Source organism: Streptomyces sp. NPDC087906, assembly GCF_055584925.1.
This window is the reverse complement of sequence record NZ_JBVJLC010000001.1, coordinates 1,121,811-1,135,546: the sequence shown is the minus strand read 5'-3', so window position 1 is coordinate 1,135,546 and position 13,736 is coordinate 1,121,811. Positions and strand designations below refer to the sequence as shown.

Sequence of the window (13,736 nt, the reverse complement as noted above, 5' to 3'; positions counted from 1 at the left end):
GCGCTCTCTGAGCTTTTCGTTAGCGTTTCCTGAGAGCCGCGTCAGTCCACGAACAGACCGCGCGCCGCGGCTCCCGCGTCGAACTCCTCCAGCCGCGCCTGCGCCTGCGGCAGGTCGTCGCACATCGCCTCCAGCAGCACCCGCCCCAGCAGCATCGGCGCGCACGCCGTGTCGAAGGCGAGTCCGGTGCCGACGGCCGCCGGGATCAGCAGATCGCTGTGGCCTGCCACGGGCGCGAACGCCGAGTCGGCGACGGTGATCACCGTCAGTCCCGTCGAGCGCGCGTACGCCAGCGCCTCCACGACCTCGCGCGGGTGGCGCGGCAGGGCGAAGCAGAGCAGCGCGCTCGCCCCGGCCCGTCTGGCGGCGTCGATCCGGTCGACGAGCATCGTGCCGCCCTCGTCCAGCAGCCGCACATCGGGGTGGACCTTGGCGGCGAAGTACGCGAAACCGCGCGCCTGCGAGGACGCGGCGCGCAGGCCGAGGACCGGCAGCGTGCCGGAAGCGGCGAGCAGCCGGCCCGCCCGCTCCACCGGGCCCGGATCGGCGAGCAGTTCGGCGAGCCTGCGCAGATTCTCGATCTCGCCCTGTACGGCCTGCTGGTACTCGTTGTACGCGGTCTCCCGGTCGGCGGCGGGCCCGGCAGGTACGACCTCGCGCAGATGGCGGCGGAGCGCCGGATACCCGTCGAAGCCGAGGGCGACGGCGAAGCGGGTCACGGACGGCTGGCTGACCCCGGCGAGGTCGGCCAGTTCGACGCTCGAAAGGAACGGCACCTCGGCGGCCCTGCGCACCATGCTGTGCGCGATGCGCCGCTGGGTGGGGGTGAGCCGGTGGCCCTCGAAGAGCTGTTGCAGTCGGGCGGCCGAGCTGTCGCTCATGCGATCCACCTGGTCTTCTCATCCGTCGTCAACTGGGTGAACTGGTCGAGCAGCGCGGCGGCGCGGGTGACGTCGTCGGTCAACGGCCGGTCGGCGAGCGTGTCGTCGAGTACGGCATCGGCCAGCGCGAAGGCCCTGCCGACCGGCAGCGAATCGGCGGGGCGCAGGTCGCGCATCCGCAGGGCCCGTACGGCGGCGACGAGTTCGCAGCCGACGACGAGCCGGTACGCGTGCGCGGCGCGCAGGGTCTGCCGCGCTGCCAGCGAGGCGAAGCTGGCCTGCTCCTCCACGCCCCGGGACAGTACGGCATGGCCGAGCGAGGCGGGCGCCGAAAAGGCCCGCAGGTCGCCGAGGGCCGCGCCTGCGGCGTACTCCAGGATCATCACGCCGGACCCGGCCGGTTCGGGGTCGGCGAGGAAGGGCCGCAGCCGGGTGAACGCCGGTTCGTTCAGCGCGGAGAGCCGGGAGGTGGAGAGCCGCGCGATCTGCACCAGCGAGAGCCTGAAGTGGTCCAGTGCGAGGGCGAGTTGGGCGAGGTAGAAGCCGCCGTGGTGGTAGGCGGCCGGGATCGGGTCGCGCTCGGTCCCGGCGAGGATCAGCGGGTTCTCCGCCGCCGCGTTGATCTCGACGGCGAGCACGTCCTCCAGTGCGTCGGCCGCGTCGCGCGCCGGGCCGTGGATCTGCGGGACGCAGCGGAAGCCGTACGGGTCCTGGATCCGGCCGAGCGGTGGTCCCGGCCGGTCGGGGGCGCCGAGGATACGGCGCATCTCGGCGGCGACGGCGTACGAGCCGGGGTGCGGGCGCGCGGCGTGCACGGGCTCCGCGTACGCCTCGTACGAGCCGTCGACGGCCAGCAGCGAGAGCGCGGCGACGAGTTCGGTGGCGCCGATCAGCTCGCGCAACTCGGCCAGCGCGAGGGCGGACTGACCGAGCGTCAGGGCGTTGCTGCTGATGAGGGCGAGCGCGTCGTTGTTGTCGAGGGGCTGGGCCTGCGGGGCCGGACCGCCCTGCCAGGGGTGTTCGCCGACGAGCGCGAGGCCGAGTTGGGCGAGGGCGGCGATGTCGCCGGTGCCGACGGAGCCGAATTCGTTGACGCGCGGGTGGGCGCCGCTCTCCAGGGCCTCGCACAGCGCGGTGACGACGGTGGGCCGCAGCCCGGCGCCGCCGGCGAGGAGCTGGTTGGCGCGGACGGCGAGCATCGCGCGGACCTCGCGGGCGGGGAGCTGTTCCCCGATGGCGCCGGCGTGGCTGCGCAGCAACCGCAGTCCGTGGTCGGCCGCGGCTCCGGTGGGGACGGCTTCGGTGCGGTTGGCGCCGACGCCGGTGGAGCGTCCGTACACCCGGCCGGAAGCCGCCAGCTCGCGCGCGGCATGCCAACTGCGCTCGACACGCTTCATGGCGGCGGAGCCGGGTACGGGACGGGCTGCACCGTCTGCGAGGCGCACGACATCGGCGACCGGGAGGCTCTGTCCGTCCAGCACGACCACGGCCGTGGTACCGGCCGATGTGTCCGTCAGGTGGGACGACATTTAGGTGAATACCTCCTTCTGCGGACAGCGTGTCTTGCCCCTCGGCCGATCGTCATCAGCCTTTAACACCGGGGCATTGACAATCTATTCAGTCACCCAGAACTCTGCATGACCATATGCAAACCCGGCAAGGGACGAGTGATGATCACATTCGACGCGGTGAACAAACGGTTCCCGGGCGGCACCACGGCGGTTCACGACCTCACCCTGGACATGCCGGACGGCGAGGTCACGGTGCTGGTCGGCTCCTCCGGCTGCGGCAAGACCACGACCCTGCGCATGATCAACCGAATGGTGGACCCGACGTCCGGCACCATCACGCTCGGCGGCAAGGACGTGCTGCGCCAGGACGCCGCCGAACTGCGGCGCGGCATCGGCTACGTCATCCAGCAGTCAGGACTCTTCCCGCACCGCACGGTCCTCGACAACATCGCGACCGTGCCGCTGCTGCTGGGCTGGGGCCGCAAGAAGGCCCGCGCCCGCGCCGCCGAGCTGCTGGAGCGCGTCGGACTCGCGGCCGATTCGGGCAAGCGCTACCCGCACCAGCTCTCCGGCGGCCAGCAGCAGCGCGTCGGCGTGGCCAGGGCGCTCGCCGCCGACCCGCCGGTGCTGCTGATGGACGAGCCGTTCGGCGCCGTCGACCCCGTGGTGCGCACCCAGCTCCAGGACGAGCTGCTGCGGCTGCAGAAGGACCTGCACAAGACCATCGTCTTCGTCACCCACGACATCGACGAGGCGGTACGGCTCGGTGACCGGATAGCCGTCTTCCGCAGCGGCGGCCACATGGTGCAGTGCGCCGAACCCGCCGAGCTGCTGGCGAGCCCCGCCGACGAGTTCGTCGCGGGCTTCCTCGGCGCCGAACGCGAGCTGAAGCTGCTCTCGCTCGTCACCCTCGACGGCGTACCGCAGCAGCGCGCCACGACCGTACGGGCCGACGAGCCCGCGCCGCTGCCCGGCACCGGACCGCATCTGGTCGTCTCGGCGGCAGGCGAACCGCTCGGCTGGCTCGACCCCGACACGGCGGTACGCGGCGAGCCGGCCGGCGAGGCCGCGCTGGGCCCGGTGCGTCCGCTGCGCGACACGGACACCCTGCTCGCCGCGCTGAACGAGTCGATAGCCGCGCCCGCGGGCCTGGTGGCACGCGTCGACGCGGCCGGGGTGCTGACGGGCGTCACCTCGCGCGAGACGGTCCACGGACACGCGGGCAGCAGGCACCGCGAGGCGGCGAAGGCGGCGGGCGGGGCGGCGAAGGCCGCAGGGACCACAGCCGTACCGGTCGCGGAACCGGCCGGGGACGCCGCCGTATGACCATCGAGTGGGCGTGGATATCCGACCACGCGAGCGATCTCACCACCCTCAGCGTCTCCCATCTCGAAGCGGCCCTCAGCGCCGTCTTCTTCGGCCTCGTCATCTCCCTGCCGCTGGCCGTCCTCGCCCACCGGGTACGCCCGCTGCGCGGCTTCCTGCTCGGGCTCTCCAACGTCCTGTTCACGATCCCGTCCATCGCCGTGTTCGTCCTGCTGCTCCCGGTCTCCGGGCTCACCCGCACCACGACCGTCATCGGCCTGACGATCTACACCCTCGTCGTGCTGCTGCGGAACACCGTCGAGGGCCTGGACGCCGTACCGGCACGGACCCGCGAGGCGGCCGTCGCCATGGGCACCCGGCCGCTGCGGATGCTGCTGACCGTGGAGCTGCCGCTCGCGCTGCCCGTGATCATGGCGGGGGTGCGGATCGCGACCGTCATGTCCATCTCGCTCGTCAGCGTCGCCACGTACATCGGTGACGGCGGTCTCGGCCAGCTCTTCACCGACGGCTTCCAGCGCGACTTCGCCACCCCCGTGATCGCGGGTGTCGTGCTGACCCTGCTGCTCGCTCTGGTCGCGGACGCGCTGCTGGTCGGTGTGCAGTACCTGCTCACGCCCTGGACCAGGCGGCGGCACGCAGCGGACGGGAGGGCCTGACCCGCCATGTACGAACTCTTCAAGAACCTCGCCCACTGGCTGGTCTCGGGCGACCAGTGGTCAGGCGCCGACGGCATCGGCCACCGGCTCGCCGAACACCTCCAGTACTCCCTGCTGGCGACGCTGATCGCCGCCGTCATCGCGCTGCCGGTCGGCCTGCTCATCGGGCACACCGGACGCGGCGCCTTCCTCGCCATCAACCTGTCCTCGTTCGGCCGGGCGCTGCCCACCGTCGGTCTGGTCGTGCTGGTCTTCCTGGCCGGCGGTCTCTCCATGCTGCCGGTGTACGTCGCGCTGGTCGCCCTCGCGATCCCGTCCATCGTGACCAACACGTACGCGGGCATGACCGCCGTCGACCCCGAGGTACGGGACGCGGCGCGCGGCCAGGGCATGCGCGGCCACCAGGTGCTGCTGCGCGTCGAGATCCCGCTGGCGCTGCCCCTGATCATGACCGGGCTGCGGCTCGCGCTGATCCAGGTGGTGGCGACGGCGACCATCGCCGCGTACGTCAGCTTCGGCGGGCTCGGCCGGTACGTCTTCGACGGCCTGGCCCAGCGCGATCTCGTCCAGGTGCTGGGCGGCGCCGTGCTGGTCGCTGTCGTCGCCGTCGTACTCGACCTGGCCCTCTCCGGACTCCAGCGCGCCCTCTTCCGTCACCGCACCGCCTCATGAGGAGAACCCCCATGACCTCGTCCATGAACCGCAGGGCGCTGCTCGGCGGACTGCTCGCCGCCGCGTCCGTACCGGCCCTCGCCGCGTGCAGCAGCGGCATCACCTCGCTCGACGGCGAAGGGGGCGGCACGAGCGGCGGCGGGTCCAGCTCCGGCGGGCTCGTCATCGGGACCGCCAACTTCACCGAGAACCAGATCCTCGGCTATCTCTACGCGGCCGTGCTGGGCGCCGCCGGCGTCAAGACGACCGTCCGCCCCAACCTCGGCACCCGCGAGATCCTGATCCCGGCGCTCAAGGGCGGGGACATCGATCTGCTCCCCGAGTACCAGGGCTCGCTGCTGCTCTACCTCGACAAGAAGGCCACGGCGAGCGAGGCCGGTGAGATGCAGAACGCCCTCACCCTGGCGCTCCCGGCCGGTCTCCAGGTCCTGCCGTACGGGGTGGCGGAGGACGCCGACACCTTCGCGGTGACCCGCAAGACCGCCGACCAGTACGGCCTGCGGTCGCTCGCGGACCTGGCGAAGCACAACGGGAAGCTGGTGCTGGGCGCGGCGGCCGAGATGAAGACCCGGCAGGTGGGGGTGGTCGGGCTGAAGGACGTGTACGGCGTGGATCTGAAGGAGTTCAAGTCCCTCGACTCGGACGGGCCGCTGGTCAAGGGCGCGCTGAAGAAGGGCGACATCGACATCGCCAACCTCTTCACCACCGACACGGACATCGCGTCCGAGGGCTGGGTCCTGCTGTCCGACCCCAAGCATCTGATACCCGCGCAGCGCGTCGTCCCGCTGATCGCCGACCGCAAGGCCGACTCGACCGTGCGCAAGGCGCTGGCGCGGCTCGGCAACACGCTGACGACGAAGGACCTCACCGCGCTCAACAGCAAGGTGGACAAGGACAAGAAGGACCCGGACGACGTCGCGAACGAGTGGGCGAAGGCCCACGGACTGCTGAAGAAATAGCCGCCGCTGGAGCCTGCCTCAGCGCGGAAAGGGGGGTTAGCACCACTGCACGGAACGCGCTCTCCTTCGTACGGTTACGCCCATGGAAGCCCGCGACCCTGAGCTGAAGAAGGAACTCGACGCCCACCTCCAGGCCCGTACGGAGCTGGGCGCCGAGTACGAGCCCGCCCTCATCGAGTCGTTCCTGGAGAAGGTCGAGCAGCGGCTGGACGGCGTGGTCGACCAGCGCGTCCGGCGCCAGCTCGCCGAACAGCAGATGGTCGTCGCCCGCGGCCCCCGGCCGGCCGCCTCGTCGGGCGAGGGGTTCGGCGAGCGGTTCGGATTCGGGATCATCTCGCTGATCCTGGCGATCCCGCTCTCCGCGATAGCCGCAGTGAACGCCGATCTGCCCGGTCTGATCGTGGCCTGGGCCGGCGTCTGCGGGGTGAACGTGGTGTACGCGCACCGCGGGGTGCCGTGGGCGCGCAGGCGGCGCGGCGAGAAGTCCGACTGGGAGGACTGAACAGCCGCTGCGGAAACCGCGCGGGCACAAGAAGAACGCGGGGACCGCCGCACCCCCGTTGCCGGGGGGCGGGACGACGGCGGTCCCCGCGTAAGCGACACGGTCCGGGCCAGGGCCGGAGGTCGTGTCCTGGCGTCGAGGAGGTCCGGGAGCCGCTCCGTTGTCCTTGACGCCGACAACGACCAATGTGCCCGACCCGTGTTAAGACCGTGCTGCGTGGACGTGTCGCGCTCGTACCACTCTCACGAACCCGCGAAACCAGCGGTTATTCACAGCTCATTTCACACCTGTGGAGAGGAACGCGAGCAGATCCTGCCTGCTCACGACGCCTGTCGGCTTGCCCTCCACCAGGACGATCGCCGCGTCGGCGCCCTGGGGACCGCTCAGCGCCGACATCAGGTCGGCGACCGGCTCACCCGAGCCGACCTGCGGAAGCGGCTGCGACATGTGCTTGTCGAGCGGGTCGGTGAGCGAGGCGCGCTGGGTGAACAGCGCGTCGAGGAGTTCCTTCTCCACGACCGAGCCGATCACCTCGGCCGCCATCACGTCCGGGTGTCCCGCGCCCGGCTTCACGATGGGCATCTGGGACACGCCGTACTCCCGCAGCACCTCGATCGCCTCGCCGACCGTCTCCTCCGGGTGCATGTGGACGAGATGCGGGATCGTGCCGCCCTCCTTGTGCTTGAGCACGTCCACGACGGCCGCCGCGTCGCCGCCGTGGTCCAGGAAGCCGTAGTCGTTCATCCACTCGTCGTTGAAGATCTTGCTGAGGTAGCCGCGCCCGCTGTCGGGCAGCAGCACCACCACCACGTCGTCGGGGCCGAGGCCCTTCGCCGTCTCCAGCGCCGCCACGACGGCCATGCCGCAGGAGCCGCCGACGAGCAGGCCCTCCTCCTTGGCCAGCCGGCGCGTCATCTGGAAGGAGTCCTTGTCGGAGACGGCGATGATCTCGTCCGTGACCGTACGGTCGTACGCGCTCGGCCAGAAGTCCTCACCGACGCCCTCGACCAGGTACGGCCGCCCGGAACCGCCCGAGTAGACCGACCCCTCGGGGTCGGCGCCGACGACGCGGACCCGCCCCTCGCTGATCTCCTTCAGATAGCGGCCGGTGCCCGAGATCGTGCCGCCCGTGCCGACGCCTGCGACGAAATGGGTGATTTTCCCTTCCGTCTGGTCCCACAGTTCGGGACCTGTCGTCTCGTAGTGCGAGCGGGGGTTGTTCGGGTTGCTGTACTGGTCCGGCTTCCAGGCGTTCGGCGTCTCGCGGACCAGCCGGTCGGACACGTTGTAGTACGAGTCCGGGTGGCCGGGATCGACAGCGGTGGGGCAGACGACGACCTCGGCGCCGTAGGCCCGCATCACATTGATCTTGTCGGTCGACACCTTGTCAGGGCAGACGAAGACGCACTTGTAGCCCTTCTGCTGGGCCACGATGGCCAGCCCGACGCCGGTGTTGCCGCTCGTCGGCTCCACGATGGTGCCCCCGGGGGGCAGCTCACCGCTCTGCTCGGCCGCCTCGATCATGCGCAGCGCGATCCGGTCCTTCACCGAACCGCCGGGGTTGAAGTACTCGACCTTGGCCAGGACTGTCGCCTGAATGCCCGCGGTCACGCTGTTCAGTTTCAACAGCGGGGTATTGCCAACAAGACTGATCATCGAGTTGTGGAATTGCACCGTTTTATCTCCGGGGTCTCCGTGATGGTCCGGCCAGCGTATGCGTAGCGGGACGGGATTGGGTGAGAGTCCTTTCGGGGCAGTTAGCTGGTGTACGTGCGGGCGAGGAGGAGGAGGCTCGGACTGTGTCAAGGGCGAGAGTGGCACGGCGGATCGCTGCGGGCGCGGCTTACGGCGGCGGAAGCATCGGTCTGATCGGGGCGGCGGGCGTGGGGGTGCTGCTGGCCGAGGTCCAGCTTGCGAAGCGGTCGGTGGGCGGCGGGGTCGCTCCCGTGCCGCCCAGCCCTGACGGGTGGTACGGGGCGCTGTTCGGGTCGATGGAACCCGTCCGTATGAGCATGCTCGGTGATTCCCTGGCCGTGGGCCAGGGCGTACGGCGCTCCGGGCAGACCCCGGGGGCGCTGCTGGCCTCGGGGCTCGCCGCCGTGGCCGAGCGGCCGGTGGACCTGTGGAACGTGGCGCTGCCGGGCGCCAGGTCGGACGATCTGGACCGCCAGGTGTCGCTGCTGCTGGCCGATCCGGCCCGGATCCCCGACGTGTGCGTGATCATGATCGGCGCGAACGACGTCACGCACCGGATGCCGGCCACCGAGTCCGTGCGCTGCCTGTCGGCCGCGGTACGGAGGCTGCGTACGGCAGGCGCGGAGGTCGTCGTCGGCACCTGCCCCGACCTGGGCACGGTCGAGCCGGTGTACCAGCCGCTGCGCTGGCTGGCCCGGCGGGCGAGCCGGCAGCTCGCCGCGGCGCAGACGATCGTGACGGTCGAGCAGGGCGGCCGTACGGTCTCGCTCGGCGACCTGCTGGGCCCGGAGTTCGAGGCGCATCCGAGGGAACTGTTCGGCCCCGACAACTTCCACCCGTCGGCCGAGGGGTACGCGACGGCTTCGATGGCCGTGCTGCCCTCGCTGTGCGCGGTGCTCGGCCTGTGGCCCGAGACGGACCAGCTCGACGTCACGCGCCACGAGGACGTGCTGCCGGTCGCCAAGGCGGCGTCCGCCGCGGCGGCCCAGGCGGGTACGGAGGTCACCGGCGTACGGGCGCCGTGGGCGCTGCTCAAGCACCGCAGGCGGCGCCATCTGGCCCCGGCGGACGAGGAGGAGACGGCGGCGACGCAGGTGCGCCCGGCCTGAGGAGCGGTACGGGACGGCCGGTCCGGGCGGTGCGGTGGTCGCGGACGGCGGTGCGGTGGTCGCGGACGGCGGTGCGGTGGTCGCGCACGGCGGCCCGGCGGTCGCGCACGGCGGTGCGGTGGCACAGACCGGTGTCGGGACGCCGGTGCGGTGGCACAGTGGGTGCACAATCGAGTGAGCAAGCGCTTAGAAAAGAGGCCCGCATCACACGTCCGGTCCGGTGACCCGGGCCCTACGTGCGGGTAACTTCCCACTGAGTCAGCCTTCTCCCCTCTGGAGCCGTGATGCCCGAAGCCGTGATCGTTTCCGCCGCCCGCTCCCCCATCGGCCGCGCTTTCAAGGGCTCGCTCAAGGAGCTGAGGCCGGACGACCTGACCGCCACGATCATCCAGGCAGCCCTCGCCAAGGTGCCCGAGCTGGACCCGGCCGACATCGACGACCTGATGCTGGGCTGCGGGCTGCCGGGCGGCGAGCAGGGCCACAACCTGGGCCGGATCGTCGCCGTCCAGATGGGGATGGACCATCTCCCCGGCTGCACGATCACCCGCTACTGCTCCTCGTCGCTCCAGACCTCCCGGATGGCGCTGCACGCCATCAAGGCGGGCGAGGGCGACGTCTTCATCTCGGCGGGCGTCGAGATGGTGTCCCGCTCGGTCAAGGGGTCGAGCGACGGGATGCCGGACACCCACAACCCGCTCTTCGCCGACGCGGAGGCGCGTACGGCGGCGGTCGCCCAGAGCGGCGCCGAGAGCTGGCACGACCCGCGCGAGGACGGCCTCGTACCCGACGCGTACATCGCGATGGGCCAGACCGCCGAGAATCTGGCCCGGCTCAAGGGCGTGACCCGCGAGGACATGGACGAGTTCGGCGTACGGTCCCAGAACCTCGCGGAGGAGGCCATCAAGAACGGCTTCTGGCAGCGCGAGATCACGCCTGTGACGACCCCGGACGGCTCGGTGGTGGCGGCGGACGACGGACCGCGTGCGGGGGTCACCCTGGAGGGCGTACAGGGCCTCAAGCCGGTCTTCCGGCCGGACGGCCGGGTCACGGCCGGCAACTGCTGCCCGCTGAACGACGGCGCGGCGGCGCTGGTCATCATGTCCGACACGAAGGCGCGCGAGCTGGGCCTGACCCCGCTGGCCCGGATCGTCTCCACCGGAGTCACCGGCCTGTCGCCCGAGGTCATGGGGTACGGCCCGGTCGAGGCGTCCCGCCAGGCGCTCTCCCGCGCCGGTCTGAGCATCGACGACATCGACCTGGTGGAGATCAACGAGGCGTTCGCCGCGCAGGTGATCCCGTCCTACCGCGACCTGGGCATCCCGCTGGAGAAGCTGAACGTGAACGGCGGCGCCATCGCCGTCGGCCACCCCTTCGGCATGACGGGCGCGCGCATCACGGGCACGCTGATCAACAGCCTCCAGTTCCACGACAAGCAGTTCGGCCTGGAGACGATGTGCGTGGGCGGCGGGCAGGGCATGGCGATGGTGATTGAACGTCTGAGCTGACCCCCGATGCACCCAGGGTGACCGCCCGACGCGTCAACCGCACCGAGCCTCTGCTGTGACTCAATCTCCCCCAGGATGTGACCTGTCCCTGGGGGAGATTCGTCTGTGCAGGTCAAGGCCATGACGGAGGCCCGACAAAGGCCCAAAGACCTGTCCGGTTCGTGACGTAATGCACTGACGAGCGGTGCAGGCACACGCGAAGCTGATGTAGGAAGTCGGGGGATCGATCCGAATCGGGAGTAGTCAGTGAGCGCCATGTCTCTAGCCCTGCTGCTGACCACGGCCGCCGCCACGGCCGTGGGCGCTGCCGCCCTGCACGCCGCTCACGGGCTGCGTCGGCAGGTCACAGCGCTGCGCAGCGAACTGGCGGCGAACCCCGGCGGGCTGAGCGCCTCCGTACCGCAGGCCAGAACGGCAGGCACACCGACCGACGACATACGCACCGCCGTGGCGGAAGCCCTGGCGGAGGAGCGCGAGCGCGAACTCGCCGAGGCGCGGGCCTTCTGGGCCGCGCAGGAGGCGCGCGACGCGGCCGACGCCCCGTCGATGCTGGGCGGCCTGTCGGGCGCCCCGATCGAGGACAACCCCTTCGCGGGACCGTTCTACGTACCGCGCCAGGCGGACTTCGTCGGCCTTGAGTCGCTCGATCTCGACGCGGCCGAGGCGTACGACGACTTCCCCGAGCTGGGCGGGTTCGCCGACCCGGACCTCTCCGAGGTCAGCGAGGTCACCGAGATACGCGAGGCGAGCGAGTTCGCCGAGGACTCGCCCGAGCTGGCCGCCGCCCGCCGCCGGCACCCCTCGCACCCGGACTTCGTGCCGGTGCAGACCCCGGTCGTCACCGACCACGAGCGCACCGTCGCCCGGCTCGAAGAGCTGGCCGCGACCCGTACGGCACTCGCCGACGTACGCCCGGGACCGCTCGGCACGCTCGACGTGTACGTCTTCGCCGACGGCACGACGCTCTGCATGACGCCGGGCCACCGGGAGACGGCCGAACGTCTCGCCGATGCCCTGCGCGGCGGCGCGGCGCCGTATCTGCTGGGCGGTTCGGGCGTCTCGGGAGCGTACGCACTCACGTTCGCGTGCGGCGCCGACGAGCCGGCCGGAGCGGCCGGCGCCGACAGCGGCGAGCACGTCTACATCCTGGCCGACCGGGTCATAGCTTCGCTCTGACCACGGTCCGCTCCACCAGCCGCACGGCCTCGTCCAGTTCGCTCACGGACGGGGCCGTTCGCAGTGCCTCGGCCAGATCGCCGGCGGCCACGGTGAGCTGGTCGGCGACGGCGAAGACCCCCGCGTCCGGCATGATCAGCGGCTCGGCTCCGGGGGCCTCAAGACGCTGGGCGCGTACGGCGAGTTCCCTCGCCAGCGCGAGCGCCTCGGCCGCCGCGCCACGCTGCAGCCTGCTCTGCGGGGCGGACCGCAGCCGGTCGGCGAATCGGTCGACTGCGGCCGTCAGCGGCGTGGTATCGAGCACGCCGCCGACCCTACGCGCCCTTCCGGGACTGTTGCCAACAGGCCGTGGCTCAGGCACGGTGGCGGGCAGGACCACCAGTACGCGCAACGTATCCGGAGGCGCCGATGTCCCTTGTGTTTTCCGAAGAGACCCATCGCAACCTGCTCTCGCGCATCCCGCACTGCACCGGTCGTGACGTGTCCGACTGGCTCCGCACGGTCGACGAAGGACCGGCCCTTTTCCGCTTCGAGGAGAAGGTGAGCTGGCTGCGGAGCGAACACGACCTCGCCTACGGCCACGCGAAGGCGATCGTCCACGAATACGACCTGCGCCGGGCGGCCCGCCGCTTCGGCTGACCCCGGCCTCGCCCCCGACGAACGAGAAGGGGCCCGCGGACGCTGGCGTCCGCGGGCCCCTTACTCGTTACCGACGCTGGATCAATTGTTGCCCTGGAGCAGCGACAGCAGCCGCAGCGCCTCCAGGTAGATCCACACCAGAGTGACCGTCAGGCCGAAGGCCGCGAGCCAGGACTCCTCGCGCGGAGCGCCGTACGCGACGCCGTCCTCGACCTGCTTGAAGTCGAGCGCCAGGAAGCACGCGCCGAGCACGATGCCGATGATGCCGAACAGGATGCCGAGACCGCCGCTGCGGAAGCCGAGACCGTCACCGCCGCCGAAGGCCGCGAAGAGCAGGTTGACCACCATGAGCAGCAGGAAGCCCATGGCCGCCGCCATCACGAAGCCGTAGAACCGGCGCGTGACGCGGATCCAGCGCATCTTGTAGGCGATCAGCACACCGGCGAAGACCGCCAGCGTGCCGAGCACGGCCTGGGCCACCACACCCGGGGAGATGTAGGTGGAGACCGTGTTGCTGATCACTCCGAGGAAGACGCCCTCGAAGGCCGCGTAGGCAAGGATGACCGCCGGGACGGGCTTGCGCTTGAACGACTGGATCATCGCGAAGACGAACGCCACCAGGGCAGCGCCGACGGCGATGCCGTACGACTTGCCGAGGCTGCCGCTGTCGACGGGGATCAGGACCCACGAGAGGACCGCCGTCAGGGCGACCGTGCCGAGCGTCATGGCGGTACGCGCCACCACGTCGTCGATCGTCATGGCACCCGAGCGCGGCGGCGCCTGCGGGTCACCGACCTGGGCGCCCTGCTGGGGGGCGTAGGGGTTCGTCGCGTACGGGTTGGTTCCTACGGCTTGGCCCCCGGCCTGCGGCGCCGCATTGAAGCCCGCATAGCCGTTGTCGCGGCTGAAGCCCCGTCGCGAGAAGACCGGGTTGCTGCTCCTCATCTCACTCCTTCATGGCCACCTTGCGCGGCCTTGGCACAAGAGTAATGCGAGAGCAAAGCGGACGCCCTAGTGCTCGGGGAGGATCTTTCCGAGATCGTGACGTCCGCAGCCTCCCGTACCCCCCTGCGACACCTGTGCGACAGGGGCCGCAGGCGTAGGG

The 13,736-nt window shown here is 71.0% G+C and carries 14 protein-coding genes; 9 read left to right on the top strand and 5 right to left on the bottom strand.

What is annotated here, in order from left to right:
• Positions 1 to 41: 41 nt before the first annotated feature.
• Positions 42 to 881: a MurR/RpiR family transcriptional regulator gene (locus ACZ63I_RS05035; protein ID WP_469335392.1), complete on the bottom strand. Its 840-nt coding sequence runs from the start codon at positions 879 to 881 to the stop codon at positions 42 to 44.
• Positions 878 to 2,410 carry an aromatic amino acid ammonia-lyase gene (locus tag ACZ63I_RS05030; RefSeq protein WP_469335390.1) on the bottom strand — a complete coding sequence of 511 codons (1,533 nt, stop codon included), beginning with the start codon at positions 2,408 to 2,410 and terminating at the stop codon, positions 878 to 880. The genes ACZ63I_RS05035 and ACZ63I_RS05030 overlap by 4 nt, the downstream gene beginning before the upstream one ends.
• A 141-nt stretch (positions 2,411 to 2,551) precedes the next feature.
• Between ACZ63I_RS05030 and ACZ63I_RS05025 the strand changes: the two genes are divergently transcribed.
• From ACZ63I_RS05025 to ACZ63I_RS05005, 5 genes are all read left to right on the top strand, one after another.
• The gene (locus ACZ63I_RS05025) at positions 2,552 to 3,718 is read left to right on the top strand and encodes an ABC transporter ATP-binding protein (RefSeq protein WP_469335389.1); all 1,167 of its coding nucleotides are present in this window, start codon (positions 2,552 to 2,554) and stop codon (positions 3,716 to 3,718) included.
• Positions 3,715 to 4,374 (top strand): ABC transporter permease, encoded by a 660-nt coding sequence (locus ACZ63I_RS05020; RefSeq protein WP_041988971.1) that lies wholly within the window; start codon positions 3,715 to 3,717, stop codon positions 4,372 to 4,374. Before ACZ63I_RS05025 ends, ACZ63I_RS05020 begins: the two co-directional genes overlap by 4 nt.
• Positions 4,375 to 4,380: 6 nt before the next feature.
• Complete coding sequence (locus tag ACZ63I_RS05015; RefSeq protein ID WP_469335387.1) at positions 4,381 to 5,046, top strand: ABC transporter permease; 666 nt, start codon at positions 4,381 to 4,383, stop codon at positions 5,044 to 5,046.
• 23 nt (positions 5,047 to 5,069) lie between these two features.
• Positions 5,070 to 6,005: an ABC transporter substrate-binding protein gene (locus ACZ63I_RS05010; protein ID WP_469335572.1), complete on the top strand. Its 936-nt coding sequence runs from the start codon at positions 5,070 to 5,072 to the stop codon at positions 6,003 to 6,005.
• 82 nt (positions 6,006 to 6,087) lie between these two features.
• Positions 6,088 to 6,507: a hypothetical protein gene (locus tag ACZ63I_RS05005; protein ID WP_469335386.1), complete on the top strand. Its 420-nt coding sequence runs from the start codon at positions 6,088 to 6,090 to the stop codon at positions 6,505 to 6,507.
• Between the two features lie 276 nt (positions 6,508 to 6,783).
• Here ACZ63I_RS05005 and ACZ63I_RS05000 read toward each other — a convergent pair whose 3' ends face one another.
• Positions 6,784 to 8,181 (bottom strand): cystathionine beta-synthase, encoded by a 1,398-nt coding sequence (locus ACZ63I_RS05000; protein ID WP_469335384.1) that lies wholly within the window; start codon positions 8,179 to 8,181, stop codon positions 6,784 to 6,786.
• Positions 8,182 to 8,321: 140 nt separating this feature from the next.
• On the opposite strand from ACZ63I_RS05000, the gene ACZ63I_RS04995 reads away from it, so the two are divergent.
• From ACZ63I_RS04995 to ACZ63I_RS04985, 3 genes are all read left to right on the top strand, one after another.
• Entirely contained in the window at positions 8,322 to 9,311 is a 990-nt protein-coding gene (locus ACZ63I_RS04995; RefSeq protein ID WP_469335570.1) for an SGNH/GDSL hydrolase family protein, read from the top strand.
• Between the two features lie 284 nt (positions 9,312 to 9,595).
• Positions 9,596 to 10,816, top strand: coding sequence for an acetyl-CoA C-acetyltransferase (locus ACZ63I_RS04990; protein ID WP_469335382.1), 1,221 nt, complete (start codon positions 9,596 to 9,598; stop codon positions 10,814 to 10,816).
• 255 nt (positions 10,817 to 11,071) lie between these two features.
• Positions 11,072 to 11,992 carry a hypothetical protein gene (locus tag ACZ63I_RS04985; protein ID WP_469335568.1) on the top strand — a complete coding sequence of 307 codons (921 nt, stop codon included), beginning with the start codon at positions 11,072 to 11,074 and terminating at the stop codon, positions 11,990 to 11,992.
• Here ACZ63I_RS04985 and ACZ63I_RS04980 read toward each other — a convergent pair.
• Positions 11,976 to 12,296: a hypothetical protein gene (locus tag ACZ63I_RS04980; RefSeq protein WP_469335381.1), complete on the bottom strand. Its 321-nt coding sequence runs from the start codon at positions 12,294 to 12,296 to the stop codon at positions 11,976 to 11,978. The genes ACZ63I_RS04985 and ACZ63I_RS04980 overlap by 17 nt on opposite strands.
• Positions 12,297 to 12,400: 104 nt before the next feature.
• Between ACZ63I_RS04980 and ACZ63I_RS04975 the strand changes: the two genes are divergently transcribed.
• Positions 12,401 to 12,631, top strand: a complete 231-nt coding sequence (locus ACZ63I_RS04975; RefSeq protein WP_469335379.1) for a DUF4287 domain-containing protein — start codon at positions 12,401 to 12,403, stop codon at positions 12,629 to 12,631.
• A gap of 81 nt (positions 12,632 to 12,712) precedes the next feature.
• Here the strand turns inward: ACZ63I_RS04975 and ACZ63I_RS04970 are convergent, their stop codons facing one another.
• The gene (locus ACZ63I_RS04970; RefSeq protein ID WP_469335377.1) at positions 12,713 to 13,576 is read right to left on the bottom strand and encodes a Bax inhibitor-1/YccA family protein; all 864 of its coding nucleotides are present in this window, start codon (positions 13,574 to 13,576) and stop codon (positions 12,713 to 12,715) included.
• Between the last annotated feature and the right edge of the window lie 160 nt (positions 13,577 to 13,736).